Genomic DNA, 25,878 nt, shown 5'->3' with positions numbered 1-25,878 from the left:
GATATCCAGCCTTCCGTGCGCAGCGTCCACACACATCGACCACCCGGCCACTGTTGGATCAACCCTTCGGTTGATTCCCCGCGCCGTGGGCGTGCGCCGACCGCGCTACCCTGCACCCATGGGTTCCGCACGTTTGTCTCCGCCGCCCCCGCCGGCAGGGCTGCCGGCAGGGCTGTCGGCAGGGCTGTCGGCCGGCCCGCTGGCCGGCCGCCCGTCCAGGCCCCTGCCGAATCCGGCGGAGGACACCCGCATCCCGGCCCTGCTCGCGGCCATGCGCATCCTGCTGCACGTCTCCGTGGCGGGTCTGCTGGTCATCGGCCTGGTGCGCTCCCTGACCCCAGCCGTCCGCGCGGGCGACCACGGCCTGATCTGGCAGATCGGCCTGCTCGCCGCGGTGTTCGCCGCCATCTACCTGGCCGGGACGGTGGTGGAGAAGCGTCGCAGCGAGGGCCACAACAGGGACCGCACCGAGGGCCACAACAGGGACCGCACCGAGGGCGCCGCCGCCGGACGGATCGTGGTGCGCGGCCAATTCCTCTGGCTGGCCGCTGTGACGCTGACGTGGCTGGGTCTGATGGCGGTGCACCTGGACTTCGCCTGGCTGGTGTTCCCGCTGTTCTTCCTGCACCTGCACACCGTGGGCGCGCGCTCCGTCCTGCTGGCGGTGACCCTGGTGGTGGCACTGACGGCGGTGGTCCTGGTGGGGTTCTGGTGGCACGAGGGCACCCTGGGCATCGGGGCCGTGGTGGGGCCGGTCATCGGGGCCGTGGTGGCGGTGGCCATGTCCGCCGCCTATTCGCTGTTCTACGCCGAGGCCCGCACCCAGCGGCGCATCGCGGCCCAGCTTCAGGCCACCCGGGACGATCTGGCCCGTTCAGAACGCCACGCCGGGGCCATGCGGGAACGCGAGCGTTGGGCCCAGGACCTGCATGACACCCTGGCCCAGGGCCTGGCCTCCGTGGTGCTGCTCTCCCGTGCCGCCCAGGAACAGCAGCCCGCCGAGCCCCTGGCCGGTCAGCTGCGGCAGATCGAGCGCTCCGCCGTGGAGAACCTGGCCCAGGCACGGGCCCTCGTGGAGCAGCGCAGCCCCGGGGCCGGCCTGACCGCGGAGCTGGCCGCCGTCTGCCGCAGCACCCAGGACACCGCGCGCTCGGCGGGCGCCGCGCTCACGGTCGAGTTGCGCGGCCCGGAGGTGATGCCCGACGCCGGCCCGGTCGCCGGATCCGGTTCCGGCCAGACTCGTTCCGGTCCGGGTGGTTCTGGTCTGGGTGGTTCCGGTGCGGGTGGTTCCGGTGCGGGCAGCGGCAACCCGGTGATGGCGGCCGAGGCGGCCACGATCGTGCTGCGGGTGGCCCAATCCGCGCTGGCCAACGTGCTGCAGCACGCGGGGGCGGGGCGCTGCGTGGTCAGCTTCGCCGTCCACCGGGACGAGGTGACCCTGGACGTGTTCGACGACGGCTCAGGACGGGGCGGCAGGCCCGAGGGTTTCGGGATCGCCACCATGCGGGACCGCGCGGCCCGCGCCGGCGGGACCCTCACGGTGGAGGACGCCTTCGAGCCGGCCTCCGACCCTCCCGGCCCCCGGGGCGCCGGCGGGCGGACCGGTACGGTGGTGGCGCTGAGCCTGCCGCGCTGGGGGCCGCGGGCCACGGAGTCGGCAACAGAGCAGACCACGGAGGCGGGGAGCCGGGATGGATGAGACGCAACTGAGGATCCTGCTGGTGGACGACCATCCGGTGGTCCGGGCCGGACTGCGGGCCGTGCTGGAGTCCGCGGGGCGGCTGACGGTGGTGGCGGAGGCCTCCACGGCCGCCGAGGCGCAGGCCGCCGTAGAACGACTCCAGAACCTGGGTGAAGGCCCGGACGTGGTGGTGATGGACATCGAGCTGGGGCCGGGTCCCAGCGGGATCGAGGCCACCGAGCAGCTGGGTCGATCCCACCCACAGGTGCCCGTGCTCATCGTCTCCACCTACGGGGCGGTCTCTGATGTGCAGGCGGCGGTCTCCGCCGGGGCACTGGGCTACCTGCTCAAGGACGCCTCCGCCCAGGAGTTGCGTGACGGCGTCGCCCAGGCCGCCGCCGGGAGTCTGATCCTGCCGGCGCAGCTGGCCCGGCGTGTGCTGGGTGGTGGGGCCGGGGCAGAGCCGGCGCTCAGCCCGCGGGAGATCGACATCCTCGAGGAACTCGCGCTGGGACGGACCAACCAGCAGATCGCGGCCGGACTGTTCATCTCCCAGGCCACCGTCAAGACGCACCTGAACCACATCTTCGGCAAGCTCGGGGTGGGCAACCGCACCGAGGCTGTGACGGTGGCCCGGGCCCGGCACCTCATCAGGGGGTGAGACCCACGCGGGACCGGCCGGCCGGCGTCGTGCTCCTGATCCGGTCAGTTCACGGTGGCGTGGAGCACCTCATCCGCCGCTCGGCGGCCTGAACGGATCGCTCCGTCCATATAGCCGTTCCAGACCGTGGAGATGCTCTCCGACGCCACCGGTGCCGTCCACCTGGCCAACGAGGCCGGCAGCGTCCGCCGTAGCCGACGGCACCGCCCTGCCGCAGAGCGATCTCGGCAGCTCCGCCATGCAGGGCCGGGCTGCAGCCGAGTAGAGGCTCAGCCGGCCGTCTCAGCTGGCGGCGTCAGCCGATTGTGTCAGCCGACTTCGTCAGGGTCCAGGTTCCCGATGATCCGGACGGGGTTGGCGGTGCCGTTGTCCAGCGAGTAGGTGACGCCGATGATGGCGGTGCGTCCCTCGTCCACGGCCTTCGCCACGGACATGGAGGACTCCATGAGACGGGAGCTGATCTGGCGCACGTTCTCCGCCACCGTGCCGTTGACGTCCTTGACCCCGGCCCGGCGGGCGGAGATCACGGAGGGGATGATCCGCTCCACGAGAGAGCGGATGAAGCCCGGGGGCATCTGACCGGAGACGTAGGACTCCACGGCCGCGGTCACGGCGCCGCAGCTGTCATGGCCCAAGACCACGATCAGCGGGATGTCGAGGATGTCCACGGAGTACTCGAGGGATCCCAGGACGGCGTCGTCGATCACCTGGCCGGCGGTACGGACCACGAACACGTCACCCAGGCCCACATCGAAGATGATCTCGGCGGCGAGCCGGGAGTCCGAGCACCCGAAGATCACGGCGATCGGGTGCTGCTCGTTGGCCAGGGAGGTGCGGCGCGCCGCATCCTGGTTCGGGTGGTTGGAGGTGCCGCCCGTGAAGCGGGCGTTGCCGTCCCGCAGCAGCTCCCAGGCCGCAGCCGGGGTCAGGGGCGCGCCATCCGGGGAGGTGGCGGCGGTCAGGTCGGTGCGGTCGGTCATGGGATCAGCCTTCCTCAAGGTTCTGCTGGATGGCCGAGGCCAAGGTGTCCAGATCGCCCAGATCACCCGAACTGCTGATCACGATGGTAGCCCCGTCCACCTCGCCCACCAGATGGCGGTCGCCATCAGTCGGCTCGAAGAGGTCCCACTGGGTTCCGTCCACGGACCGCGACCCGGTGGCCGGCGCGTTGTCCATCTGCTGGGAGAGCCAGGTCGGATTGGCCTGGGTGGTCTGCTTGAACCCCGCGAAGTCCTGATCGGCGGTCAGGTAGCCGGCCTCCCAGAACTCCACCTGGTCCGTGCCGGCCCCGTTCCAGCGGGCGAAGTTGGCCGTCCAGTCCTCGGGGACCGCGGGGGCGGTGGCGGTGAATTCAGCAGTGGCGGTGGCCTGCTCGGCGATGACCGCCACGTCCACGTTGGGGTCGTACGGCTCGTCGGCGTTCCGGGGATTCAGCAACACCACCATCAGCGCGATCGCGAGGGTGGCCAGCACGGACAGCACCATGGCCCGGGACGACTGGCCGGCCCGCTTGGCCTGGCTCTGGGTCAGGCGGGGTTTGGGGGCGGGAGAACCGGCCGGATCCGCCGTGGGCTGGGGGGAAGTCACCGGACCATTCTGCCATTCACCGGGACACTAGGATGGTTCATGGAGAAGATCCCCCACAGACGGAGTATTTCGGTGACCACTGACCAGCCCGTGAACAACGACGTTCCGACCCAGCCGGCGGGGTCGAACTTCGCCGATCGCAACATCCTGAGCCCGAGCCTGGCGGTCTCCGGCACCAAGCCGGACCGCAACCTGGCCATGGAGCTGGTCCGGGTGACCGAGGCGGCCGCCATCGCCGCCGGCCACTGGGTGGGCTACGGAGACAAGAACACCGCGGACGGCGCGGCCGTGGACGCCATGCGTGCCTTCATGGACACCGTGGCCATGAACGGCGTGGTGGTGATCGGTGAGGGCGAGAAGGACGAGGCCCCCATGCTGTTCAACGGCGAGCATGTGGGAGACGGCACCGGCCCGGAGGTGGACGTGGCCGTGGATCCGATCGATGGCACCCGCCTGACCGCGATGGGCTACCCCAACGCGCTGTCCGTGTTCGCGGTGGCCGAGCGCGGAGCCATGTTCGACCCCTCCGCCGTGTTCTACATGGACAAGCTCGTGGTGGGGCCGGAGGCCGCCGAATACGTGGACCTGCGCCTGCCGATCAAGCAGAACATCCACCTCGTGGCCAAAGCCCTGGGCAAGCCCGTCAGCCAGCTGAACATCTGCGTGTTGGACCGCCCGCGCCACGACAAGCTCGTCCAGGAGATCCGGGACGCCGGAGCCCGGGTGAAGTTCATCATGGACGGCGACGTGGCCGGTGGCATCGCCGCGGCCCGGCATGACACGGACGTGGACATGCTGCTGGGCATCGGCGGCACCCCTGAGGGCATCATCACCGCCTGCGCCATCAAGGCCATCGGCGGCGTCATCCAGGGCCGTCTGGCCCCGATCGACGACGCAGAGCGGCAGAAGGCCATCGACGCCGGCCACGACCTGGACGCGGTCCTGACCACCGACGACCTGGTCAAGACGGACAACGCCTACTTCGCTGCCACCGGCATCACGGACGGCGATCTGTTGCGGGGCGTGCGCTACTACAACAACCGCGTGACCACCCAGTCCATGGTGATGCGCTCGAAGTCCGGCACCGTCCGCGTGATCGAGGCCGAGCACCAGGCCCGCAAGTGGGAGCCCTGGATCGGCCCGGAGGCCACCCCGATCCGCTGACCTCTCCCACCCCACTGCAACTGGCGGTCGGATCCGGACCATCTACTGACGGGTAACCCCTCAGAATGGGCCGGATTCGACCGCCAGTTCGGCGTTCGGGGGGTGGATTCAGGGGAGGGTCACGGCGAAGAGGGTCCCGTCGCTGCCGTGCACGGTGGCGGCGGGCTCGTCGGCGCCCAGGAACACCGACTCGCCGGGCGAGAGCTCGGCGGTGTCGGCTCCGGCGGAGACCCGCACCCGGCCGGCCGTGCAGACCGCGATGACCGGGCCGCGGGCGGTCAGTGTGCTTCCGTCCGCGGCGGGCAGGTCCAGCCGCTCCACCTGGAACTCCTCGAAGGGCGGGCGGAACACCAGGTGTCCCGGGCCGTGCGAGGTGGGCGTGGAGTAGGGCACGGGCACCGATTCGAACGCCACGACCCTCCGCAGCTCCGGAATGTCCACGTGCTTGGGCGTGAGCCCCCCGCGCAGCACGTTGTCCGAGGCGGCCATGACCTCCACGCCCAGCCCGTACAGGTAGGCGTGCACGTTCCCGGCGGGCAGGTGGATGGCCTGGCCGGGGGCGAGGTCCAACCGGTGCAGCAGCACGGAGACCAGCACCCCCGGGTCCCGCGGGTAGTGCTCGGCGATCCCCACGGCGGTGGCCAGGTTCAGGTCCTCGTCCAGCACCCGCGGGGCCTTGGCCAAGGCGGCGACGGCGGCCCCCACCCAGGTGCCCGAGGCCCAGGGGCCGTCCGGGTCCAGCAGGCCGCAGAAGACGGACTCGATCGCGGCTGACTCTGCGGCGGGGTCGTCGCCGTCCCCGGAACGCAGGAGCCGCTCGGCGAACCCGGCGACCGCGCCGGCCAGGGTCTCTGCGGAACCGGCGGCGCCGTCGTCGTGCCCGATGTCCTCCGCCAACACCGGGGCCTCCGCCGGCACCGGGTCCTCGACCAGCACCGGGTTCTCCGCCAGCACCGCGGCGAGCCGGGAGAACGAGGTGGCGGTGTCCACGGCGGAGCGGAACCCGCACAGGGCCGCGAACGGGGTCAGGGCCACGACCATCTCGGGCTTGTGGTTGTCATCCTTGTAATTGCGGTGTGGAGCCGAGGCGGGGACCCCCGCCGCCTCCTCGGCGGCGAAACCGGCCCGGGCCTGGTCCAGGGTGGGGTGGGCCTGGATGGACAGCGGGCGTCCGGCGGCCAGCAGCTTCACGAGGTAGGGCAGGCGTCCGAAGCGTGCCGCCTCGCCCAGGAGACGATCGGGATCGGTGGCGAGCAGCTCGTGGAGCGGGACCTCCTCGGCCTGCGGGTCGGCGGCGGGGACGGCGCCGGCCGGGGCGCCGGGGTGGGCCCCCATCCACAACTCCGCCTCCGGGCGGCCGGTGGGCACCCGCCCCTGTAGCTCGGCGAGCAGGGTGGCCGAACCCCATGCGTAGTCACGGAGGGGGGCGCGCAAGAGGTACATGGGTCCAGCCTATCGAGATCCGCGCAGCTCCCGTCCGGGGACCCTCACGGTGCGGCTCACGGTGTGGCAGGTGCGGCGCAGCACGAGGTGATCGGGTGCTCCCCACGCGGCGCCGCCGGGGCAGGTCCCAGTACGTTGGTGACATGAGATCCTTCGCCGTCATCGGGGCGGGCATCCTCGGGGCCGCCGCGGCCCGGGAGCTCACCCGGCGCTTCCCGGCCGACCACGTCACGGTCTTCGACAAGGCCGAGGACGCCGCCGCCCACCAGTCCGGACACAACTCCGGGGTGGTGCACGCCGGCCTCTACTACGAGCCCGGGGGACTGAAGGCGCGGCTGTGCCGCCGCGGGGTGGACCTGCTGCGGGACTACGCCGGGGCGCACAGCGTGCCGTACCAGGAGTGCGGCAAGCTGGTGGTGGCCCTGCGCCCGGAGGAGGAGGGCCGGCTGCGCGCCATCCACGAGCGCGCGGTGGCCAACGGGGTGCCCGGGGCCGAGCTGATCGGGCCGGAACGGATCCGGGAGATCGAGCCCGAGGCCATCGGACGGCTCGCACTGCACTCCCCGCGCACCGCGATCATCGACTATCCGGCGCTCACCCGGGCGCTGCTCGCCGACGTCCGGGCCTCCGGCGGCACCGTGCGCCTGGGCACCGAGGTGACGGCGATCGCCAACGGGGCGGAGCAGTGCTCCGTCACCACGGAGGAGCACGGCACGCAGGGCTTCGACGCCGTCATCGTCTGCGGCGGGCTCCAATCGGACCGCCTCGCCCGGATGGCCGGCGGCGCCGCCTACCCCCGGATCGTCCCGTTCTTCGGGCAGTACTCGAAGCTGGCGCCGGAACACCGGGACATCCTCAACGGACTGGTCTATCCGGTGCCCGACCCGGCCTACCCCTTCCTGGGGGTGCACCTGACCAAGCGGGTGGACGGGGAGATGCTCGTGGGCCCCAACGCCTTCCTCTCCCTGGGACGGGAGAACTACTCGGGACGCCGGATCGGGGTGCGGGACAGCCTGGAGGTGGCCGCCTCCGGGTCGTTCTGGCGGTTCGCCTCCCGCAACTCTCGGGCGGCCGCACGCGAGTTCGCCGCCGTCGTGTCCCGGAAGCGGTTCCTGGCCCAGGCCGCCGACTACGTGCCCGCCCTGACCGGTGCCGACTCCACGCCCATCACCCGCGGCATCCGCGCCCAGGCCATGGACCGCGCCGGGCGGCTCGTGGACGACTTCGTCATCGAGGACATCGGCCGCGCCACCCTGGTGCGCAACGCGCCCTCCCCGGGGGCCACGTCATCACTGGCGATCGCCGAACACCTCGTGGACCGGCTGATCGCCGGACACGGGTTGCGCTCCGCGGCGCCCTCGACGTCGTAGGCCTCGACCTTGTAGCCCTCGACCTCGTAGCCCTCGACCTCGTAGCCCTCGACCTCGAAGCGGTCAGCCGTCGCCCGCCACGCACAGGTGGTTGGTGGAGGCGGCATCCTCCAACAGGCCGTCCTGGCCCGTGTCCTCCAGATACATCAGCCACTCTTCGTTGATCTCGTCCCCGTCCGGCTGGAGCGGCGGGGCCGGCCAGTCGTCCGGGTTGTCGCCGTCCTCGGTGGGCCCCTCGGAGGCCGTGGGTGCGGACGCGGACGCGGACAGGAAACCGGCCGTGGCATCCACGAACAGCAGGGGCGCGGGGGAGGACCCGGCGGCCTGCGGTGTGCCGTCCTCGGCGAGCATCCCGGCCACGCGGGAGTGGATCTCGTCGAAGTCCGGGTAGGTGGTGAACCGGCCGTCCTCGCCCTGGAAGTCCGGGGGTCCGATGGTCAGCCGCTCCATGCCGTGGGACTGCCCCTGGGCCGCGAGCCCGACGAACGTGCCCAGCTGCTGACCGGGCAGGTCCGTCTCCACGATCTGCTCGCCGGCATCCAGGATGCCCTGGAACCGGGTGACCAGGGTCTGCGGGTTGAACTGGGCCAGCATGGCGGCCTGGATGCACTGCTGGCGGCGGATGCGTGAATAGTCGGTGGAGAAGTGACGGGAACGGGCGAAGGCCAGGGCCTGCTCGCCGTCGAAGTCATAGGTGCCGGGACCCCACCAGGCGTTGCCCCACTCCCCGTCCGGCCGGGTGCCGCGGTAGGTGGTCCAGCCGCCCGAGGTGACGGTGACTCCACCCATGGAATCGATCAGCTGGGAGAACCCGCCCATGTCCACCATGGCGTAGGACTGGATCTGCAGACCCAGGATGCCGCCAGCGGCGTCCATCATGGCCTCGGCCCCGGGGTCGGCGGCACCGGGGTAGAGGTCCTGGTGGTTGCGCATGACGTCCACGTAGAGGTGGTTGATGATGCACTCGTCGCCGCAGTTGAAGCCCTCGGGGTAGGCCTGCCACAAGGGGGAGTCCGGCGTGAACTGCGCGTTCTGGACGTTGCGGGGGATGGAGAACAGGATGGTGCTGCCGGTGCTGGCGTTCACGGAGGCCACATGGATCGAATCGGGACGCAGACCGATGCGCCCCTCGCCGGCGTCCCCGCCCATCAGCAGGAAGTTGTAGCGCCCGGCCACCGGAGCGATCGCCGGACCGGACGGGAAGATCTCGTTCAGCGCGTTCCGCCCGGCATTGACCGCATAGGAGCCGTAGCCCAGGGCGCCGGAGGTCACCACGAGCAGCAGCACCGTGGAGAAGGCCAGCAACGGCTTCATCCCGGGCGCCACGAGGCGCAGCCGCAACAGCCGGAACGTATCGATCCACAACACCAGCCAGCCCAGGGCCAACGCCGCCAGCACCACGATGCCGGCCAGCTGGACCCACGAGTTGGCCAACACCTGCACCAACAGCTGGCGCCGGACCACCAGCAGCACGAGCGCCACGACCACGAGCGCCCACACGGTGAGGGTGACGCGCAGGGCGGCCCGGCCCAGTCCGCGGTTCCCGGCCACCACTTGCGCGCCACCGGGGATCACCAGCGTGAGCAGCAACAGGATCCAGCCGCGCTTGGTCCGCTGGGGCGCCCCCATGGCCTCAGGATGGCGCACCGGGTCCACCCCGGACGCGGCACCGGGGTTCAACCGGGAGGAACGTGCTGCCATCACGGGCGGTATCCGGGCCGGCCCACCAAGGACTCGCGCAGCCGGGTGCCCTTGGCGCTCGCGGTGTCCCGCAGCTGCGCGGCGAACTCCACGAGTCCGGCCCGCAGCCGGGCCGCCTCCGGACCGGCTCCCGCCGCCAGGATGCGCACGGCCAGCAGGCCGGCGTTGCGGGCCCCGCCGATGGAGACGGTGGCCACCGGCACGCCGGCCGGCATCTGGGCGATCGAGAGCAGTGAGTCCATGCCGTCGAGGGTCTTCAGCGGGACGGGCACGCCGATGACGGGCAGGGGGGTGGTGGAGGCGATCATGCCCGGCAGGTGCGCGGCCCCGCCGGCCCCGGCGATGATCACCTGGATCCCGCGCTCGTGGGCCTGGGTGCCGAAGGCCACCATCTCGTGCGGCATGCGGTGGGCGGAGACGACGTCGGCCTCGTACGGGATGCCGAATTCCTCCAGCGCCGCGGCGGCCGCCTCCATGACGGGCCAGTCCGAGTCCGAACCCATGACCACGGCCACGCGCGCGGCGTCGGTGCCGGCGGCGGTGTCGGTGCCGGCGGCTGTGCCGGTGGTACCGGTGGTGCCGGCCGATGAAGGTCCCGGGCCTCCGGGAGTCTCCGGGCCGGCGTCGTGCCCTGAAGGCTGGTGGGGGGACATGCTGGGGGTCATGACTGCTCCTGGTGGCCCTGGTCCTGCTGGCTCTGCGAGCCTTCACTGATGATGGCGGCGGCGCCCTCGGCTGCCCGGCGAGCCGAGTCGAGGTCCTCGGGGCGGGCCGCGGTGACGTTGACGTGGCCGATCTTCCGGCCCGGGCGCACGGACTTGCCGTAGGCGTGGATCTTGGCCTCGGGGTGGGCGGCCATGGCGGCCGGGAAGGCGGCGTACAGGTCCTGGTTGGCCCCACCGAGGTAGTTCTTCATCACGGTGTAGGCGCCGTGGGGTTCCGTGGACCCCAGGGGCAGGTCCAGCACCGCGCGCAGGTGTTGTTCGAACTGGCCGGTGACGGCGCCGTCCATGGACCAGTGGCCCGAGTTGTGTGGGCGCATGGCGAGCTCGTTGACCATGAACCCGGGGCCCGTCCCCGGGGTCTCGAACAACTCCACCGCGAGCATCCCGGTCACCCCGAGGCCTTCGGCCAGGGCGACGGCGGCAGCCTGGGCAGCCCGTGCGGTCCCGGCGTCGAGGCCCGGGGCGGGAGCGGTGACCACGTCGCACACGCCGTCCGTCTGGATCGACTCGACCACGGGGTAGGCGGCCGTCTGGCCGGAGGGGGTGCGGGCCACCTGGGCGGAGAGCTCCCGGGAGAAGTCCACCATCTCCTCCGCCAGCAGCGCCTCGAACCCGGTGGGGGAGACCAACTCGAACCAGTCGGCGCAGGACTCCGCCTCGGCGGCCGAGCGCACCACGCGCACCCCCTTGCCGTCATAACCGCCCCGCGGGGTCTTGAGCACCACGGGCCATCCCAGCCGCTCACCGAACTCGATTAGCTCGGCCACGGTGGACACGGCCGCCCAGGCCGGATTGGGCAGCCCGAGCCGCTCGCAGGCGGCACGCATCAACAGCTTGTCCTGCGCGTACTGCAGGGCATCCGGCCCCGGCTGCAGGTTGACGCCGGCCGCCAGCAGCTCCGCCAGATGCGCTGCGGGGACGTGCTCGTGGTCGAAGGTGACCACGTCCACCCCGGCGGCGAAGGAGCGCAAGGTCTCGAGGTCACGGTAGTCGCCCACCGTGTGCGGGGCCGCCGTGGTGGCCGAGACGTCCGGGCCTTCGGCCAGTACCTCCAAACGGACCCCGAGAGCCGTGGCCGCGGGGGCCATCATGCGCGCCAACTGTCCGCCACCAACTACACCGATCACAGGAAAAGTCACGGACCAAGGGTAACCAGCCCAGCGGCCGGGTCCCCGCAGAACCGCCCGGGACCGCTCAGTTGTCAGGAAACGGGCAGAAATCCGGTCTACAGTATGCAAAGACATTTTCCGATTGATGCGCTGTTTCCCTTCAGCCATTCATCCGTCCCCGGCCCGGACAAGGAGTCCAGCAACGCCCATGATCAGCAACCTGTGGCATCGGTGCATGGCCCTGGTGGCCATGCTCTGGCGAGAGGTCGCCAAGTTCGGTGTGGTCGGGGCGGCCGCCTTCGTGGTGGACTCCGGCATCTTCATCTGGCTCATGCACGGGCCGATGGAGGGCAGCAACGTGAAGTCCAAGGTGGTGGCCAGTGCCGTGGCCACGATCTTCTCCTACGTGGCCAACCGGTTCTGGACGTTCCGGCACCGCCGCCAGAGCAACCTCATGCGCGAGTTCGTGCTGTTCGTCGTGATGAATGTCATCGGCATGGGGATCGCCGCCGCCTGCGTCTTCGTGGCGCAGTACTGGCTGGGCGTGACGTCCACCACCGGGATCTTCATCGCCGGCAGCGTGGTCGGCCTGATCCTGGGCACCATCTTCCGCTTCTTCGCCTACCGCTTCTGGGTGTTCACCGAGGAACTGGATGCGGACCCGAAGTTCAAGGACGACCGGGAACGCCTCACCGGGGAATTACCGGTCATCCGCACGGCGGACACCCCTCGCCGGCACCGCAGGACGGCTGCCGGGACGGGTGCCGGGACGGCACCGGCCGCCACCGGAGCCGTGGTGCTGGGCTCCTCCGCGCCCTCCGCGCCCTCGGCGCGCACCCCGGCCGAACCCCGCTAGGCCGGGGCTCCGAGCCCCTCGGCCGCCACCTGCCGGGCGGTCTCCGCACTGAACGGGGCGGAGGAATCCGGGGCGAGCATCACCGGCAGACCCCGGTCCCACGTCCCCGCCGCCGCGCGGGCCACCGCCAGGTCCAGGCGTGCACCGGCGGCGGCCACCACCAGCCCGCGCTCCCTGGCCGACAGGCGGGACACCGCGGGGTCGGCGCCCTCCGGGGTTGCGCCCTCCGGGGCGGAGGCCGGGACGGAGAGCTGTTCCCAGGCCGCTGTGAGCGCCGGGAGCCCCGCCGGGCCGCCGGGCAGCGGCAGGTGGCACTGGTCAGCCTGCATGCGCACCTCGGTGATGAAGTCCATGGCGTGCGCGGGAGCATCGACACCAGCGTCGGAACCTGAGTCCGGATCCGAGGTCACGGTCCACAGATCGGCGGGATGATCGGCCCAGTCCTCTGGTGTCCCGGTCAGGATGAGGTCGGCGTGCTGTCCGGCCGGCCGGGTGCCCTCTGCACCGCCGGAGGTGCCGGTGGCCGGTCCGGCGAAGACCACCGCGACGCCGGCCCGCGCGAGACCCAGCAGCACGGCCAGGGACATCCAGTCCAGTGGCAGGTCCACCAGCACCGTGGCGTCAGGGCCGTGGCCTTCGGCATCGACCAGGTTGGCGGTCTTGGTTCCCCAATTGGCCAGCACCCGTCCGGAGAGTTCCACCCTCTCGCCGCCCGTGGCGTAGTCCACCACGGCGGGCCGCGGTGAGGCCGCCAGAGCGGCGAACCAGTCCGTTCTTCCAGTGCTCCGGCCAGCGCTGCCGCCGGGTAGGTTGGTGCCGAGGGTGACCATGAAAGTCCTTTCGCCAGTGGCTGCCGCAGGGTAGACCGCGGTGACGGGGCCGGTCCGCACGCCGTTTCCGGCGTGTCGGCACGGCGGCGTGTCGGTAGGCACGGAGCCGTTCCCGCCCCTCTATTGTGCAGTCCCGGCTTGACTAACAGCGAGTTACACCGGTGTAATTCACCGTGGAACGGTCATGGTTACCACGGCGCTTCCCACCGCCCACCACAGTTTCCCCGCTACCGCCGGCTGTCCGGCGGTCAGTTGGTCCGGGCGCGCCCGGCACCGCGGGGTGTGGTCGGAAGGCGTGTCAGGAGCCCTGCCCGATCCGCAGACACCGGAACCACCGGTGACGGGATGACCAGCGTGAGAACGGGGAGGAATCACATGGAGAACGCCCAGCGCCTCGACGAGGTCCACGAGACCAACGCCCACCGGAACGGTGCGGCCGGCCGGCCACTGACGGATGCGACCCATCCGGGCCGCAGTGTGCCCGCAGACTGGTTCCTGGATCCCGCCGATCCAGATGCAGCCCGCCGGCTGGAGGCCGGCACCTCCCTCGAGGATCAGGCCACCGCCTTCCTCGCCGGACATGACAACGACGAGGACTCCGCCGCCTCCGCCCTCACCGACGCCACGGTCACGGCCCTGCACCCCGGGACCTCGGACCCCCGGCGTCAGGCGGACGAGCGGGCGGCCGAATCGGCCGCCCAGGCCTCAGTGTGGCTGGGCCTGCCCGGCCTGGCTGACCCGATGGACGTGGAGGGGGAGTTGGCCTGGCAGGTCGATGCCCTCTGCGCGCAGACGGATCCCGAGGCCTTCTTCCCCGAGAAGGGCGGATCCACGCGTGACGCCAAGAAGGTCTGCTCCTCGTGCACCGTGCGCAGCGAATGCCTGGAGTACGCCCTCGGCAATGACGAGCGGTTCGGCATCTGGGGCGGCCTGTCCGAGCGTGAGAGGCGCCGGCTCCGGAAGCGGTCGGTCTGATCTCAGCTCCGGCCACCCTGCCCGCCCCCGACGCCCCGGACCATATGGTCCCGGGCGTCACTGCCGTTCTCGTGGTGAACGAACGGCCTGACCTGGCCGTTGACGCCCTGCAGGCCATCCTCGGACAGGAACGGCTCCCGGACCGCATCCTCGCGGCCTGCGCCACCGGGATCCCGGATCCCGACGAAGCCGAGGACGCCACCACCGGTGACGCATTCGCAGACCTCCTGCAGCGCCTGGCGGCACTCGTGGATGATGCGGACCTGCCCTTCGAGGCGCAGAGGGCCGCCCTCCACGAGATCCAGATCCCGGCCGGCGACGGCTCGGGCTGGCTGTGGTGGATCCATGACGACTCGCGTCCGGAGCCCCAGGCTCTGCAGCGCCTGATGGCGGTCGTCGAGACCTCCCCGTCCGTGACCATCGCCGGGTGCAAGCAGGTCGAGTGGGGGCGCCCCCGGCACCTGCTGGACGTGGGCCTGACCGTGTCCGGGGAGGCCGAACCCCTCAGCCTCGTGGAGCCGGGAGAGCTGGATCAGGGACAGTACGACGCCCGCACGGACGTCTTCGCGGTCTCGAGCCCCGGGTTGCTCATCCGCGCGGATGTCTGGACCCGGCTGGGTGGGATCGATCCCTCGGGGCCACGGCCCGCCGCCGCCGTGGACCTGTGTTGGCGGAACCGGCTGGCCGGACACCGCGTGGTGGTGGTGCCCGGGGCCCTGATCGAACACGACGGCCGCGGGGAGGGCCTCTATGCCGGGACCTCGGCCACCCGGGAGGCCTCCCTGTGGCTGCGGCTGAAGTATGCCCGCCCCTGGGCCGTGCCGCTGCTGTGGATCTGGGGATTGATCACAGCCTTCGGTGGCTTCGCCGCGTCCCTGCTGGCCAAGGAACCCGGCCGCGGCGGTGCCCACCTGGCCGGTTCGCTGCGTACCCTCGTCCGCGTGGTGCCCCTGGCGGGATCCCGCCGCCTGGCGCGGAGGACGCAGTCCTCGCCCCGCTCGATCGTCGCCCCGCTCAAGGCCTCCCGCTCCGAGGTGCGCAGCTACCGGCGCAGCGTGGTGGACCTGGAATCCCCGGACGAGGTCATCGGGGACGGCACCGGATCCACCCTGGCCCCCAGCGAGGCCACCGGCGGCCATGACGACTTCGCGGCTTTGGCCACCCCGGAACGCAACTGGGTCGGCACCGGGCTGATGATCGCCCTGCTGTTCCTGGGCGGACTGTCCCTCGTGGGCCTGCGTGATCTGCTCGCCGCACCGGCACTGGCCGGCGGGTCGCTGCTGCCCGTGTCCGGCTCCCTCGCAGACCTCTGGCAGCACGCCACCGGGAGCTGGGCCCCCGCCGGGGCCGGAGCCCCCGTCCAGCCCGGGCCCTTCGGCCTGGCGCTGACCGTGTTGGGGGTCACCGGACAGGGATCACTGGCACTGGTGTGGCTGACCATCCTGGCGATGCCGCTGGCCGCCACCGGCGCCTGGCTGGCCGCGGGAGCCGTGGCCCGAGGCCGTGCGATCCGTCTGCTGGCGGCCCTGCTGTGGGGGCTGTCCCCGGCGCTGCTGACGGCTGCCGGCTCAGGACGGCCGGGCGCGCTCCTGGTGCACCTCGCCCTGCCCTGGCTGGCGCTCGCCCTGATCCGCGCCACCGGCTCCGCAGCGCTGCGACGCCCCGATCCGGAGGGCGTGTCAGAGGACCTGCCCGGCGTCAGGGTGCGTCCCGGTCACCGAGGTGTGGTGTCCTGGACGGCCTCGGGCTGGACGGCGCTGCTGTTGGCCGGTCTCGGCGCGGCGGCCCCGGTGCTGCTGCTCTTCCTGGTGCCGGGTGTCCTGGCCCTGGCGGCGCTGCTCCGGCGGCGCGGACGGGCCCTGTGGTGGACCCCGTTGCCCGCGCTGGCCCTGTACCTGCCCGCCGTGCTCTCGCACTGGACGGAGCCGCGGGCCGTGCTCGGCGATCCCGGCGTGCCCCAGGCCTTTGATCCCGCCCCGCTCTGGCAGCAGATCCTCGGTTTCCCGGAGGCCTTCGCCTCCGACTCCGGACTGCAGGCCCTGCCCTGGCTGGACTCGGCAGTGCCGGGCGGCGCCGGATTCCCCTGGGCCCTGGTGGCCGCACTCGTCATCGGGGTCCCGGTGCTGCTGTCAGCTTTCACGGGGGCGTTCATGACCGGCAGGATCGGGGTGCAGGCGCGGATCGGACTCGGGTTCTCGTTGCTCGGCCTGGTCGGATCGGCGCTGGCCCCCCGGCTGGCCACCTCCCTGGATGACCGCGGTCAGCTCGTGACGGTGTTCACCGGGCCGTTCACCTCCACCGTGCTGCTCGGTGTGCTGGTGGCGGCCGTGGCCGGCCTGAACGGGGTGCTGGGGCCGCACCGCTCTCCCGGTGCCGTCCGCCGCCGGATCGGCCCGCTGCGCCGCACCGGCGTGGTGGTCCTGGCCGGCCTGGCCGTCTGCTCCCTCGCCCTCACCGCCACCGTGTGGGCGATCCCGCGCCTGCTGCCCGGTTCCACCCTGGACCCCGCCGCCGGTGGCGCACTGGACTCCCGGACGGCGGACGGCGAGGCGGAGCCGGTCCTGTCCACCCTGGGGACCGATTCCGTGCTGGACTCCAGCCCCGCCCGACTCCTTCCGGCCACCGCGGCGGACCAGGGGACCAGCGCCCTGGCCACCCGGACGGTCGTGATGGAACGCCGCGCGGACGAACTCCAGGTCAGCCTCGCCACCGGGACGGGCCCCACCCTGGACCGGCTCAGCGCCGGGTGGACCGCCCGCTCCCTCACCGGACCCCTGACGGGCCCGACGGCGGCCGCCCCGGACCGCGCGGACGAACAGTTGCGCAGCCTGGCCGCCCAGCTGGTCTCCGGCGCCAACGCGGATCCGCGTCCGGCCCTCGAGGACTTCGGTGCCGGGTTCGTGGTGCTACGCGACCCGAACGGTGGGGAGCTGGGGACGGCTGCCTCCATCGATGCTGTTCCGGGCCTGGCCCCCGTGGGGCTGACCGACTCGGGCTGGCTGTGGCGCGTGGTCCCCGAGGATGACGGCGGTATCCCCGTGGTGGGCCCCCACGACCTCGAAGACCGGATGGGCTTCGCAGCCTCCCGGGTGCGGATCGTGGACGGCACCGGCGAGACCACCCACCTGGTGGCCCGGTCCGGTGCCACCGTGGACACCGAGCTTCCCACCGAGGACCGTTCCGATGACGAGGAGGGAGGCGGCCAGGACCGTCGGCTGGTCCTGGCCGAGCGGGCCGACTCCGGCTGGCAGGCCACCCTGGACGGTGAACCCCTCGCAGCCGTGCCAGTGGAAGGTGCCGCCTGGAACCAGTCGTTCGAGCTGCCGGAGCACGGGGGCGAGCTACGGGTCTGGCATTCCTCCCCGGCCGCATCCTGGGCCTGGTGGCTGCCCGGCATCCTGCTCGTGCTGGCCGTCCTGCTGGCGATCCCCTCGCCGACCCGCCGGACGGATCACCGGACGCGGGCCGCCGCCTCGACCGGCCTGACCCCCGGATACCCGGATCTGGACGCCGAGGACTTCGACGACGCCGCGTGGACGGAGGAACGATGAGCCAGCATCAGGATCAGCAGCCCACATCCCGGGGCCAGCGCAAGGGCCAACGGGCCGCCGAGGCGCGGGACAAGAAGCGCCAGGCCGCGCTGGAGGCCCACCGACGGGGCCTGGTCCTCAAGGCGCCCGTGACGGCGGGACTGGCCGGGGCCGGCGTCGTGGCCCTGGTGGCGGCCGCCGTGACCGCCGGGACCCTCGTCCCACCGTCCGCACCGGAGGTGGACGGCGCCGCGGTCCCCGCCGCCCTGAACGCCGTGCCCACCCAGTCGGTGTGCGCGGGACCGCCGCGACTGCCCGCCGGGGCGGAGGACAGCACCGACACCCAGTTCAGCCCGGTCTCCACCTCGGCCGTCTCCAGTGTCACCTCGGTGCTGCTCTCCGATCTGGCCGGCCGGTCCCCGGGGAGCAGCCTGACCACCCTGCCGTCGGCCGAGCCGGCCGAGTCGGCAGGTGACACGGGCGACGGCGGTGGCGCTGAAGCGGAGCAGCTGACGGATTCGCAGCCCGAGGACGTCCAGCAGGGCGTACCGGCCACCTCCGGCGAGGACGGCGTCCCGGCCAGGAGCGCCGCCGTGGCGGACATCGAGTCCCCCGGCGGGGAGGCCGGGGACGCCACCGCGGTGACGGTCGAACCCGTCGGCGGGCAGGCCACCGGTTCCGACGCGGTGTCCCTGTATGCGGCCGCGGACGGTGACCTGGCCGGCACGGAGGCCAGCTCCTGCACGGCCCCGGCCCACGACCACTGGCTGGCCGGTGTCACCACGACGGTGGGTTCCACGGCCGTACTGGTGCTCTCGAACCCCTCGGCCTCGGCCAGCACCATAGACCTGTCCCTGTACGGCCAGTCGGGTCCCGTCGAGGCGCCGGGGACCTCGGGGGTCGTGCTGGGGCCGGGGCAGTCCCGCTCGATCGTGCTCGGCGGGCTGGCCCCGGACGAGGAGCACCTGGCCGTCCACGTCACCGCCCAGGGCGGGGCGGTGGGTGCCACGGTGCAGCAGCATCGGCTGTTCGGCATCACCGCCGGGGGAGTGGAGATCATCCAGCCGACCGCCGCCCCGGCCCGGTCCGCCGTGCTGCCCGGCCTGGTGGTCCCCTCCCAGGCCAGCGGCGAGGCGGTCACCGGTCAGGACGGCTACGAGCAGGCGGGGCCTGCCGTGCTGCTGGCCGCCCCGGCCGCCGGGGCCACGGCCGAGATCACCGTGAGCGGCCCGGACGGGCCCGTGGAGCTTCCCGGGGGCGGCGTGGTCCAGGTGGCTGCCGGCGCCACCGCACGCTTCCCCCTGGACGGTATGGACCACGACATCTACACGGTCACCGTGACCGCGGACGCGCCCCTCGTGGCCAGCGCCCGCGGGCTCTCCGGCCAGGCCGAGGGACCGATCGACTTCTCCAGTGTCTCCGCCGTGGGCCCCCTCGGGCTGGAGCGGCTGGTGGCCCGGCCCACCGAGGCCGAGGCGAACCTGGTGCTGTACTCGGGCGCAGGCGGGGCCGTGGAGATCACCCCCGTGCTCCGCGACGGCAGCCTGGCGGAACCCCTGGTGCGGGAACTCGGACCGGAATCCACCCGCGCCCTGGCCTTCGACGACCTGGTGGACGGGGACGGCACGCAGGTCTCGGGGGCTGTACTGGAGACCGCCCAGGGGCAGGTGCACGCCGGGGTGGACGTCCGCGGCGGGCAGGGGATCTCCGCCTACCCCGTGGTGCCACAGCAGCAACAGGTCTCCGGAGTCCCCGTCCGGGTGGGGTACTGAGCCCGGAGGGTTCCGAGCGTGAGGTGATCCGGCGCGGGGTGACCTGGCGCGGTGTGATCCGACGCGAGGTGGTCTGACCGGGCCCCGGTGCTACCAGTGGTAGTCCGGGTCCACCGCCTCCGGCGCCAGTCCGGTCAGCTCGGCCCACTGCTCCACCACGGCCCCGTACACCAGGTCGGGGAGCAGCGAGGGGACCGGACAACGCGCCTCGATCGGACGCCGGTGGATGGTGATGACCGCCGTGCCCCGGGCGTCCCGCCGGGTGGACCCGGTGGGGTCATCCACCATGTCGGCGCCCCAGGCACGCACCAGCTCCAGCCGGTTCTCCAGGTCCTCCGGAACCATGGTCGCCTGGAACCGGGCCTGCTCCACGGCGGGGCCGCAGACCTCGGACAGCCGCGAGACCGCAGCGTCCAGGTAGTCGGTGAAAGCCTCGTTGCGGGTGCGTGCTCGGGGCAGTCCGGGGGGCAGCAGCGGCCCCCGCAGCCCGCGTCCACGGCGGTCCCGCCGCACCGAGCGGGTGCTCCGCACTCCGGCTGGACTGGCTGGGTCCTGCGCTGGGGTCTGCGCTGGGTTCTGCGATCCGCCCGCAGGGTTCTGCGACCCGCCCGGTGTCCCGCCCCGTGTCCCGCCGTGTCCCACGCCGTGTTCCACCGTCAGGGGATCGAAGGAAGTCATGACTGAAATGGTAGTCGCAGCCGGTGCGGGTGGGTACCGGACACGGGTGCTTCGGCGGGTGCTGCACGCCGAAGCACGGTGCGGAGCGGTAGGGTGGTCTGCCGTGGGATCGATGCGACAGTGCTCCAAGACCAGCTGCCAGAGTGCGGCAGTGGCAACTCTGACGTACAACTATGCCGACTCCACGGTGGTGCTCGGCCCCATGTCCCGGTTGGCTGAACCGCACACCTATGACCTGTGCGGCAAACACACCCGCAACATGACCGCCCCCAAGGGCTGGGAACTGCTGCGGATCGCACCCCCCGAGAGCTCGGCCCCGCCCGAACGCCCCGAACCCGATGACCTGCTGGCCCTGGCCCACGCCGTGCGCGAGCCGGCTCGGCGCACCGGAGCCGACCGGCCGGCGTCGGGCACCGGATCCCGACCCGCACCGCCCACCACCGGCCGCCGCGGGACCACACCGGACGCCGGACCCCGGCCGGACTCCGCCGGCTCCATCAACGGCGAGGCCCCGGCCCGCCCCGGGCGCCCCAGCCTGCGCGTGCTGCGGGACACCGACGACCGCTGAGGATTTCGCCACCTGACGAATGCCCCGTGCGGTGCAGCCCGCCTGATCTAGGCTGGGGTACATGACCGAAAAACCTGCCGTCAGTTCCGCGAGCCCAGCCACCGATCCGGCGTACGCCAACCGCGTCACCGTTCCCGGCGCCACCTTCGACTTCGCCGTGCGGGATCTCTCCCTCGCAGAGGCCGGCCGCCACCAGATCCGCCTGGCCGAGCACGAGATGCCCGGGCTGATGTCCCTGCGCGAGGAGTTCGGCGAGTCCCAGCCGCTGGCCGGCGCCCGGATCGCCGGATCGCTGCATATGACCGTGCAGACGGCCGTGCTGATCGAGACCCTGCTGGCTCTCGGCGCGGAGGTGCGCTGGGCGTCCTGCAACATCTTCTCCACGCAGGACGAGGCGGCCGCCGCCATCGTGGTGGGCCGCGGCACCCCGCAGGAGCCGGCGGGCGTACCCGTGTTCGCCTGGAAGAACGAGACGCTGAACGACTACTGGTGGACCGCCTCCCAGATCCTGAACTGGCCCGGCGCGGAGAAGGACCCGTCCCTCGGGGCGAACATGATCCTGGATGACGGCGGCGACGCCACGATGCTGGTGCACAAGGGCGTGGAGTTCGAGTCCGCCGGCGCCGTGCCGAGCCCCACGGCAGATGACCCCGAGGAGTACCAGGTCGTCCTGGAGACCCTCCGTGCCTCGCTGGCCACGGACCCGCAGCGCTGGACGCGCATCGCCGGGGAGCTCCGCGGGGTGACCGAGGAGACCACCACGGGCGTGCTCCGGCTCTACCAGCTGGCCGAGACCGGACAGCTCATGTTCCCCGCCATCAACGTCAACGACTCCGTGACCAAGTCGAAGTTCGACAACAAGTACGGCATCCGCCACTCCCTGCCGGACGGCATCATGCGCGGCACGGACGTGCTGATCGGCGGCAAGACGGCCGTGGTCTGCGGCTACGGCGATGTGGGCAAGGGCGCTGCCGAGTCGTTCCGCGGCCAGGGTGCCCGCGTGGTGGTCACCGAGGTGGACCCGATCAACGCCCTGCAGGCGGCCATGGACGGCTTCCAGGTGGTGCGTCTGGACGAGGTGATCGATTCCGGTGACATCTTCATCACCACCACCGGCGGCAAGGACATCATCATGGCCGAGGACATGGTCAAGATGAAGGACAAGGCGATCGTGGGCAACGTGGGCCACTTCGACAACGAGCTGGACATGGCCGGGCTGGCCCAGGTCCACGGCGTGGTGAAGACCGAGATCAAGCCCCAGGTGCACGAGTGGACCTTCGACTCCGGACGGCAGAACGAGCGCTCGATCATCGTGCTCTCGGAGGGACGCCTGCTGAACCTGGGCAACGCCACCGGGCACCCGTCCTTCGTGATGAGCGCCTCCTTCACCAACCAGGTGATGGCCCAGATGGAGCTCTTCGCCCGCCACGGGTCCATCACGGGGGAGGAGTACGGCAAGCAGGTCTACGTGCTGCCCAAGGTTCTGGACGAGAAGGTCGCCCGGCTGCACCTCGACGCCCTGAACGCGAACCTGACGGAGCTGTCCAAGGAGCAGGCCGAATACCTCGGTGTGGACGTGGCAGGCCCCTACAAGTCGGATCACTACCGCTACTGAGTCCACTGCTGGACTTTTCACCCCGCCGGACCTTTCACACCGCGATGGTCTTTTCACCCCGGAACCCCGGGGTGAAAAGACCACCCAGCTGTGAAAAGTCGGAGGGTCAGTCTGAGGGTCAGGAGAACGGCAGGGCGTGCAGGCGTTCAGCTGAGGCCGCGGACCGCTCCTGGCGGCCGGCCAGCATCCGGTAGTCCCGGTTGCGCCGCTCCGCCACCACGCCCAGCAGGAAGTCCTCCATGCTCGCCCCGACCGGCGGGCCGGGGGCCACGAACGGGGCCACCTGCCCCGCCAGCCGCCCCGCGGTCTGCGCGCGGACGGCGGGCGGGACAGAGCGGGCGTGCCGGAGGAACTGCGTCACGGAGGCCACGAGTGCGTCCGGCAGGCGGCCGACGTCCGAGACCTCGGCCCAGGAACGCATCGACTCCGGGACTCCCGGTAGCGGTGGCGGGACCTTCTTCTGCCGCTCGATGACCACCTGCGTGCCGGCGACCATGTCCGCCAGACGCTTGCCGCGCTCGTTCAGCATGGAGGCGATCAGCGCCACGGATCCGAAGGACATCCACAACTCGAAGATCCCCAGCAGCACGCGGACGAGACTGTGGCGCAGACGGATGGCGCCGCCGTCGTCCCGCACCACGCGCACCCCGAACACCAGCTTGCCCAGCGAGCGGCCGCGGCTCAGGGTCTCCACCGCCAGTGGGACGCCGACCACCAGCCCGACCACCAGGGACAGGATGGTGGCCTGCACGGCCGCCGGGTCCAGTTCCTCGAGGATGGTCTGTCCCAACACCCACAGGACACCGAGGAAGACCAGTACCAGGGCGATCCCGTCGATCAGGGCGCCGGCGGCCCGGATCACGAAGGAGGCCGGCCGCAATTGCAGCACCACGGCCTCACCGGTCACCACCGTTGTGCTCATGACCCCGAGCCTACCGGTAGCCTGAATCCCGTGGACCTGGACGCCTATACCGCCGTGCACCGCCCCACCTGGGAGCGGCTGGACTCCTTGGCGCGCACGCGCCGTCTGGACGCCGGTCAGGCGGACGAGCTGCTCGAGCTCTACGGGCGGGCCTCCACCCACCTGTCCATGGTGCAGGCCCACGATCCGGACGGGCCGCAGGCCGCCGGGCTGTCCATGGTCCTGGCCCGGGCGCGGAGCCGGATCACGGGCGCCCCGTCCAGCGCCACCGCCGGTTTCTCCCGCTTCTTCCTGGAACAGCTCCCCGCCGCGTTCTACCGGATCCGCTGGCTCACCGTGATCCTCGGGGCGGCCTTCTGCCTGGTGGCGGTCTGGTTCGGCTTCTGGGTCAACGGCGAGCCGCAGGTGCTGGCCTCGCTGGGCACCGAGGAGCAGATGCGCGAGTACGCGCAGGAGCAGTTCACCGGCTACTACTCCGAGAACCCCGCGGCCTCCTTCGCCGGCCAGGTGTGGACCAACAACGCGTGGATCGCCGCCCAGGAGGTGGCGTTCGGGATCACCGGCTACTTCGTGCCCTATGTCCTGTTCGCCAACGCCCAGGGCGTGGGGATCTCCGGCGGCGTCATGGCGGCCCACGGCGAGCTGGACACGTTCTTCCTGTACATCCTGCCGCACGGCTTCATGGAGTTGACCGCCATCTTCATCGCCGGTGCCGCAGGCCTGCGGATCTTCTGGGCCTGGGTGGCCCCCGGCCAGCGCACGCGGCTGGACTCCCTGGCCTCGGAGGGCCGCTCGCTCTTCACCGTGGCCTTCGGTCTGGTCCTCGTGCTCGCCGTCTCCGGTGTGGTGGAGGGCTTCGTCACCCCCTCGGGCCTGCCGCACTGGCTCCGGCTCGGCATCGGCCTGCTGGTGCTGGCCGGTTACTGGGCCTACACGCTCGTGTTGGGCCGGCGTGCCGCGGCCCGGGGTGCCACGGGAGACCTCGAGGCGCACGACGCCGGCGCCCGCCAGCTGACCGCGTGAGCTCACCCCGGGTGCCCCTCGCCTGAGCCGGAAAGGCTCAGCCGGTCAGGCTCAGCCAGCCAGGCCCTCTTCGGGAAAGAGGGCGGGGAACTGGCCTACGGTGCGCTCGAGTTTCCAGCGGTCGGGGAACAGGACCAGAGCCTCGCCGTCGGGGCGGTAGAGGATCCGCAACCCGGTCACCGCCTTCAGCTCCTGAACGCCGTGCGCGGGGATGGGGCGGGCCCGGTCGTAGGACAGGGGCGCATCCAGGGCGACTTCGGCGCCGAACTCCCGGTGCAGTCGTTCGGTGGCCACCTCGAACTGCAGGTCTCCGACGGCGGCCAGCACGGGCCCGCCGGGGCTGCCCTCGGCATCGCGCAGCACCTGGATGGCGCCTTCGCTCTCGAGCTGGGCCAGGCCCTTGGCGAAGCCCTTGTGGCGTGCCGCGTCCCGGTTGCGCACCACGCGGAACCGTTCTGGGTTGAACCGGGGCATTCCCGGGAAGACCACGGGCGGGCCGGCGTGGATGGTGTCACCGACCCCCAGCCCGGTCGCGTTGACGATGCCGACCACGTCACCGGGACGGGATTCGTTGGCGGTCTGGCGTCCGCGGCCCACCAGGTGGTGGGCGTACTTTGACAGCACGGGCCGTCCACTCTGGGCGTGGCGCAGGTCCATGCCGCGTTCGAAGGTCCCGGAGTTCACCCGCACGAAGGCGATCTGGTCCCGGTGCGCCGGGTTCATCCCGGCCTGGACCTTGAACACGTACCCGGAGAACTCGGCATCCACCGTCCGGATCTGTCCGTGCACATCGGTCCTGCCGGTGGGGGCGGGGGCCTGGTTCAGCAGGAAGTCCAACAGTGCGCGGACCCCGAGGTTGCCGGCTGCGGCGGTGAACATGACGGGGGTCTGCGTCCCTGCCAGGAACGCTGTCCTGTCGAAGACCCCGTTGAGTTCAGTGGCGATCGAAGCACCCTCCACGGCGGCTTTCCAGACCCCTGGATCCAGGTGTGCATCCGTGACTCCCTCACGGTGTTCTTCGTGGGCGAGGTGTGCCCCGGAATCCACGGCTTCGTGCCGCAGGTAGGTGGATTCACCGGGCGTGAGCAGTCCTTCGAAGCGTCCGGATTCCCCGACCGGCCAGTTCACCGCGACGGGCACCCGGCCGGTGGCTTCCTGGACCGCGTCGAATAGTTCCAACGCGCCTTGCCCGGGACGGTCCCACTTGTTCACGACCGTCACCACCGGCAATCCCAGCCGACGGCACGCGTCGAAGAGTTTCCTGGTCTGTGTCTCCATGCCTTTGGCTGCGTCCAACAGCATCACCGCGAAGTCCACCGCCGTGAGCACCCGGTAGGTGTCTTCGGAGAAGTCCGCGTGACCCGGGGTGTCCAAGAGGTTGAAGATCGCATCCCCGTAGCCGAATCGCAGGGCGGTGGAGCTGATCGAGATGCCCCGCTCCCGTTCCAACTCGCCCCAGTCCGAGAGGCTTGCAGCTCGGCTGGCCTTGCCATGGGTCGCCCCGGCCTGGTCCAGTAGGCGCGCATGGAGCGCCATCGCCTCCGTCAGGGTGGACTTCCCGGCATCCGGGTGGGAGATCACCGCGAAGGTGCGGCGGCGGTCGGCCTCGGCGCGCACCAGAGTCGAATCGGACGCGGAGAGAGGAGTCATGGGTGCCACCCCCAGACC

At 71.7% G+C, this 25,878-nt stretch carries 22 protein-coding genes; 11 read left to right on the top strand and 11 right to left on the bottom strand.

Annotated elements, in window-relative coordinates:
• The first annotated feature begins 118 nt into the window (after positions 1–118).
• Entirely contained in the window at positions 119–1,699 is a 1,581-nt protein-coding gene (locus ACSU1G_RS20395) for a sensor histidine kinase (protein ID WP_439281827.1), read from the top strand.
• On the top strand, positions 1,692–2,342 hold the full coding sequence (locus tag ACSU1G_RS20390; protein WP_439281826.1) for a response regulator: 651 nt from the start codon (positions 1,692–1,694) through the stop codon (positions 2,340–2,342). Before ACSU1G_RS20395 ends, ACSU1G_RS20390 begins: the two co-directional genes overlap by 8 nt.
• 44 nt (positions 2,343–2,386) lie before the next feature.
• Here ACSU1G_RS20390 and ACSU1G_RS20385 read toward each other — a convergent pair whose 3' ends face one another.
• The 3 genes from ACSU1G_RS20385 to ACSU1G_RS20375 all read right to left on the bottom strand — a co-directional run bounded on the left by ACSU1G_RS20385 (position 2,387) and on the right by ACSU1G_RS20375 (position 3,929).
• Entirely contained in the window at positions 2,387–2,452 is a 66-nt protein-coding gene (locus ACSU1G_RS20385) for a hypothetical protein (RefSeq protein ID WP_439282003.1), read from the bottom strand.
• 198 nt (positions 2,453–2,650) lie between these two features.
• Complete coding sequence (locus tag ACSU1G_RS20380; RefSeq protein WP_439281825.1) at positions 2,651–3,322, bottom strand: carbonic anhydrase; 672 nt, start codon at positions 3,320–3,322, stop codon at positions 2,651–2,653.
• A 4-nt stretch (positions 3,323–3,326) separates the two neighbouring features.
• Positions 3,327–3,929 carry a DUF4245 domain-containing protein gene (locus ACSU1G_RS20375; protein WP_439281824.1) on the bottom strand — a complete coding sequence of 201 codons (603 nt, stop codon included), beginning with the start codon at positions 3,927–3,929 and terminating at the stop codon, positions 3,327–3,329.
• A 198-nt stretch (positions 3,930–4,127) separates the two neighbouring features.
• Between ACSU1G_RS20375 and glpX the strand changes: the two genes are divergently transcribed.
• On the top strand, positions 4,128–5,093 hold the full coding sequence (gene glpX / locus ACSU1G_RS20370) for a class II fructose-bisphosphatase (RefSeq protein ID WP_439282002.1): 966 nt from the start codon (positions 4,128–4,130) through the stop codon (positions 5,091–5,093).
• Between the two features lie 108 nt (positions 5,094–5,201).
• Here glpX and manA read toward each other — a convergent pair whose 3' ends face one another.
• Positions 5,202–6,536: a mannose-6-phosphate isomerase, class I gene (manA, locus tag ACSU1G_RS20365; RefSeq protein WP_439281823.1), complete on the bottom strand. Its 1,335-nt coding sequence runs from the start codon at positions 6,534–6,536 to the stop codon at positions 5,202–5,204.
• Between the two features lie 143 nt (positions 6,537–6,679).
• On the opposite strand from manA, the gene lhgO reads away from it, so the two are divergent.
• On the top strand, positions 6,680–7,906 hold the full coding sequence (gene lhgO, locus ACSU1G_RS20360) for an L-2-hydroxyglutarate oxidase (RefSeq protein WP_439281822.1): 1,227 nt from the start codon (positions 6,680–6,682) through the stop codon (positions 7,904–7,906).
• 63 nt (positions 7,907–7,969) lie between these two features.
• Here the strand turns inward: lhgO and ACSU1G_RS20355 are convergent, their stop codons facing one another.
• The 3 genes from ACSU1G_RS20355 to ACSU1G_RS20345 form a co-directional block, all read right to left on the bottom strand.
• Positions 7,970–9,607, bottom strand: coding sequence for an LCP family protein (locus ACSU1G_RS20355; RefSeq protein ID WP_439282001.1), 1,638 nt, complete (start codon positions 9,605–9,607; stop codon positions 7,970–7,972).
• Positions 9,607–10,110, bottom strand: coding sequence for a 5-(carboxyamino)imidazole ribonucleotide mutase (gene purE, locus ACSU1G_RS20350; protein ID WP_439282000.1), 504 nt, complete (start codon positions 10,108–10,110; stop codon positions 9,607–9,609). Before purE ends, ACSU1G_RS20355 begins: the two co-directional genes overlap by 1 nt.
• A gap of 158 nt (positions 10,111–10,268) precedes the next feature.
• A complete protein-coding gene (locus ACSU1G_RS20345; protein ID WP_439281821.1) occupies positions 10,269–11,471 on the bottom strand; it encodes a 5-(carboxyamino)imidazole ribonucleotide synthase in 1,203 nt (400 codons plus the stop codon).
• A 178-nt stretch (positions 11,472–11,649) separates the two neighbouring features.
• Here ACSU1G_RS20345 and ACSU1G_RS20340 point away from each other — a divergent pair, with 178 nt between their 5' ends.
• On the top strand, positions 11,650–12,297 hold the full coding sequence (locus ACSU1G_RS20340) for a GtrA family protein (protein WP_439281820.1): 648 nt from the start codon (positions 11,650–11,652) through the stop codon (positions 12,295–12,297).
• On the opposite strand, the gene ACSU1G_RS20335 is transcribed toward ACSU1G_RS20340, so the two are convergent.
• Positions 12,294–13,127, bottom strand: a complete 834-nt coding sequence (locus ACSU1G_RS20335) for a TIGR03089 family protein (RefSeq protein ID WP_439281819.1) — start codon at positions 13,125–13,127, stop codon at positions 12,294–12,296. The two genes, ACSU1G_RS20340 and ACSU1G_RS20335, sit on opposite strands and share 4 nt — an antisense overlap.
• Before the next feature lie 375 nt (positions 13,128–13,502).
• On the opposite strand from ACSU1G_RS20335, the gene ACSU1G_RS20330 reads away from it, so the two are divergent.
• The 3 genes from ACSU1G_RS20330 to ACSU1G_RS20320 all read left to right on the top strand — a co-directional run bounded on the left by ACSU1G_RS20330 (position 13,503) and on the right by ACSU1G_RS20320 (position 19,404).
• Positions 13,503–14,102, top strand: coding sequence for a WhiB family transcriptional regulator (locus tag ACSU1G_RS20330; protein WP_439281818.1), 600 nt, complete (start codon positions 13,503–13,505; stop codon positions 14,100–14,102).
• Positions 14,103–14,176: 74 nt separating this feature from the next.
• Positions 14,177–17,653: a glycosyltransferase gene (locus tag ACSU1G_RS20325; RefSeq protein WP_439281817.1), complete on the top strand. Its 3,477-nt coding sequence runs from the start codon at positions 14,177–14,179 to the stop codon at positions 17,651–17,653.
• On the top strand, positions 17,650–19,404 hold the full coding sequence (locus tag ACSU1G_RS20320; RefSeq protein ID WP_439281815.1) for a DUF5719 family protein: 1,755 nt from the start codon (positions 17,650–17,652) through the stop codon (positions 19,402–19,404). The genes ACSU1G_RS20325 and ACSU1G_RS20320 overlap by 4 nt, the downstream gene beginning before the upstream one ends.
• 90 nt (positions 19,405–19,494) lie before the next feature.
• On the opposite strand, the gene ACSU1G_RS20315 is transcribed toward ACSU1G_RS20320, so the two are convergent.
• Positions 19,495–20,082 carry a metallopeptidase family protein gene (locus tag ACSU1G_RS20315; protein WP_439281814.1) on the bottom strand — a complete coding sequence of 196 codons (588 nt, stop codon included), beginning with the start codon at positions 20,080–20,082 and terminating at the stop codon, positions 19,495–19,497.
• 151 nt (positions 20,083–20,233) lie between these two features.
• Between ACSU1G_RS20315 and ACSU1G_RS20310 the strand changes: the two genes are divergently transcribed.
• A complete protein-coding gene (locus ACSU1G_RS20310; RefSeq protein ID WP_439281813.1) occupies positions 20,234–20,650 on the top strand; it encodes a DUF3499 family protein in 417 nt (138 codons plus the stop codon).
• Positions 20,651–20,711: 61 nt separating this feature from the next.
• A complete protein-coding gene (ahcY, locus tag ACSU1G_RS20305; protein ID WP_439281812.1) occupies positions 20,712–22,265 on the top strand; it encodes an adenosylhomocysteinase in 1,554 nt (517 codons plus the stop codon).
• A 118-nt stretch (positions 22,266–22,383) separates the two neighbouring features.
• Here the strand turns inward: ahcY and ACSU1G_RS20300 are convergent, their stop codons facing one another.
• Positions 22,384–23,187 carry an RDD family protein gene (locus ACSU1G_RS20300; protein WP_439281811.1) on the bottom strand — a complete coding sequence of 268 codons (804 nt, stop codon included), beginning with the start codon at positions 23,185–23,187 and terminating at the stop codon, positions 22,384–22,386.
• A gap of 30 nt (positions 23,188–23,217) precedes the next feature.
• Here ACSU1G_RS20300 and ACSU1G_RS20295 point away from each other — a divergent pair, with 30 nt between their 5' ends.
• Positions 23,218–24,210 carry a stage II sporulation protein M gene (locus tag ACSU1G_RS20295; protein WP_439281810.1) on the top strand — a complete coding sequence of 331 codons (993 nt, stop codon included), beginning with the start codon at positions 23,218–23,220 and terminating at the stop codon, positions 24,208–24,210.
• Between the two features lie 51 nt (positions 24,211–24,261).
• Here ACSU1G_RS20295 and ACSU1G_RS20290 read toward each other — a convergent pair whose 3' ends face one another.
• Positions 24,262–25,860: a peptide chain release factor 3 gene (locus ACSU1G_RS20290; protein WP_439281808.1), complete on the bottom strand. Its 1,599-nt coding sequence runs from the start codon at positions 25,858–25,860 to the stop codon at positions 24,262–24,264.
• Positions 25,861–25,878: the final 18 nt, after the last annotated feature.

Source organism: Microbacterium sp. A93, assembly GCF_051842835.1.
This window is presented reverse-complemented; position numbering and strand designations above follow the sequence as displayed.

Excerpts from the sequence above, each read along its gene's own strand:
- ACSU1G_RS20330 (WP_439281818.1), top strand. The coding sequence starts at position 13,503 with ATGGAGAACGCCCAGCGCCTCGACGAGGTCCACGAGACCAACGCCCAC.
- lhgO (WP_439281822.1), top strand. The coding sequence starts at position 6,680 with ATGAGATCCTTCGCCGTCATCGGGGCGGGCATCCTCGGGGCCGCCGCG.
- ACSU1G_RS20335 (WP_439281819.1), bottom strand. The coding sequence starts at position 13,127 with ATGGTCACCCTCGGCACCAACCTACCCGGCGGCAGCGCTGGCCGGAGC.
- ACSU1G_RS20395 (WP_439281827.1), top strand. The coding sequence starts at position 119 with ATGGGTTCCGCACGTTTGTCTCCGCCGCCCCCGCCGGCAGGGCTGCCG.
- ACSU1G_RS20300 (WP_439281811.1), bottom strand. The coding sequence starts at position 23,187 with ATGAGCACAACGGTGGTGACCGGTGAGGCCGTGGTGCTGCAATTGCGG.
- ACSU1G_RS20320 (WP_439281815.1), top strand. The coding sequence starts at position 17,650 with ATGAGCCAGCATCAGGATCAGCAGCCCACATCCCGGGGCCAGCGCAAG.
- purE (WP_439282000.1), bottom strand. The coding sequence starts at position 10,110 with ATGGGTTCGGACTCGGACTGGCCCGTCATGGAGGCGGCCGCCGCGGCG.
- ACSU1G_RS20390 (WP_439281826.1), top strand. The coding sequence starts at position 1,692 with ATGGATGAGACGCAACTGAGGATCCTGCTGGTGGACGACCATCCGGTG.
- glpX (WP_439282002.1), top strand. The coding sequence starts at position 4,128 with ATGGAGCTGGTCCGGGTGACCGAGGCGGCCGCCATCGCCGCCGGCCAC.
- manA (WP_439281823.1), bottom strand. The coding sequence starts at position 6,536 with ATGTACCTCTTGCGCGCCCCCCTCCGTGACTACGCATGGGGTTCGGCC.
- ACSU1G_RS20290 (WP_439281808.1), bottom strand. The coding sequence starts at position 25,860 with ATGACTCCTCTCTCCGCGTCCGATTCGACTCTGGTGCGCGCCGAGGCC.
- ACSU1G_RS20355 (WP_439282001.1), bottom strand. The coding sequence starts at position 9,607 with ATGGCAGCACGTTCCTCCCGGTTGAACCCCGGTGCCGCGTCCGGGGTG.
- ahcY (WP_439281812.1), top strand. The coding sequence starts at position 20,712 with ATGACCGAAAAACCTGCCGTCAGTTCCGCGAGCCCAGCCACCGATCCG.
- ACSU1G_RS20315 (WP_439281814.1), bottom strand. The coding sequence starts at position 20,082 with ATGACTTCCTTCGATCCCCTGACGGTGGAACACGGCGTGGGACACGGC.
- ACSU1G_RS20380 (WP_439281825.1), bottom strand. The coding sequence starts at position 3,322 with ATGACCGACCGCACCGACCTGACCGCCGCCACCTCCCCGGATGGCGCG.
- ACSU1G_RS20340 (WP_439281820.1), top strand. The coding sequence starts at position 11,650 with ATGATCAGCAACCTGTGGCATCGGTGCATGGCCCTGGTGGCCATGCTC.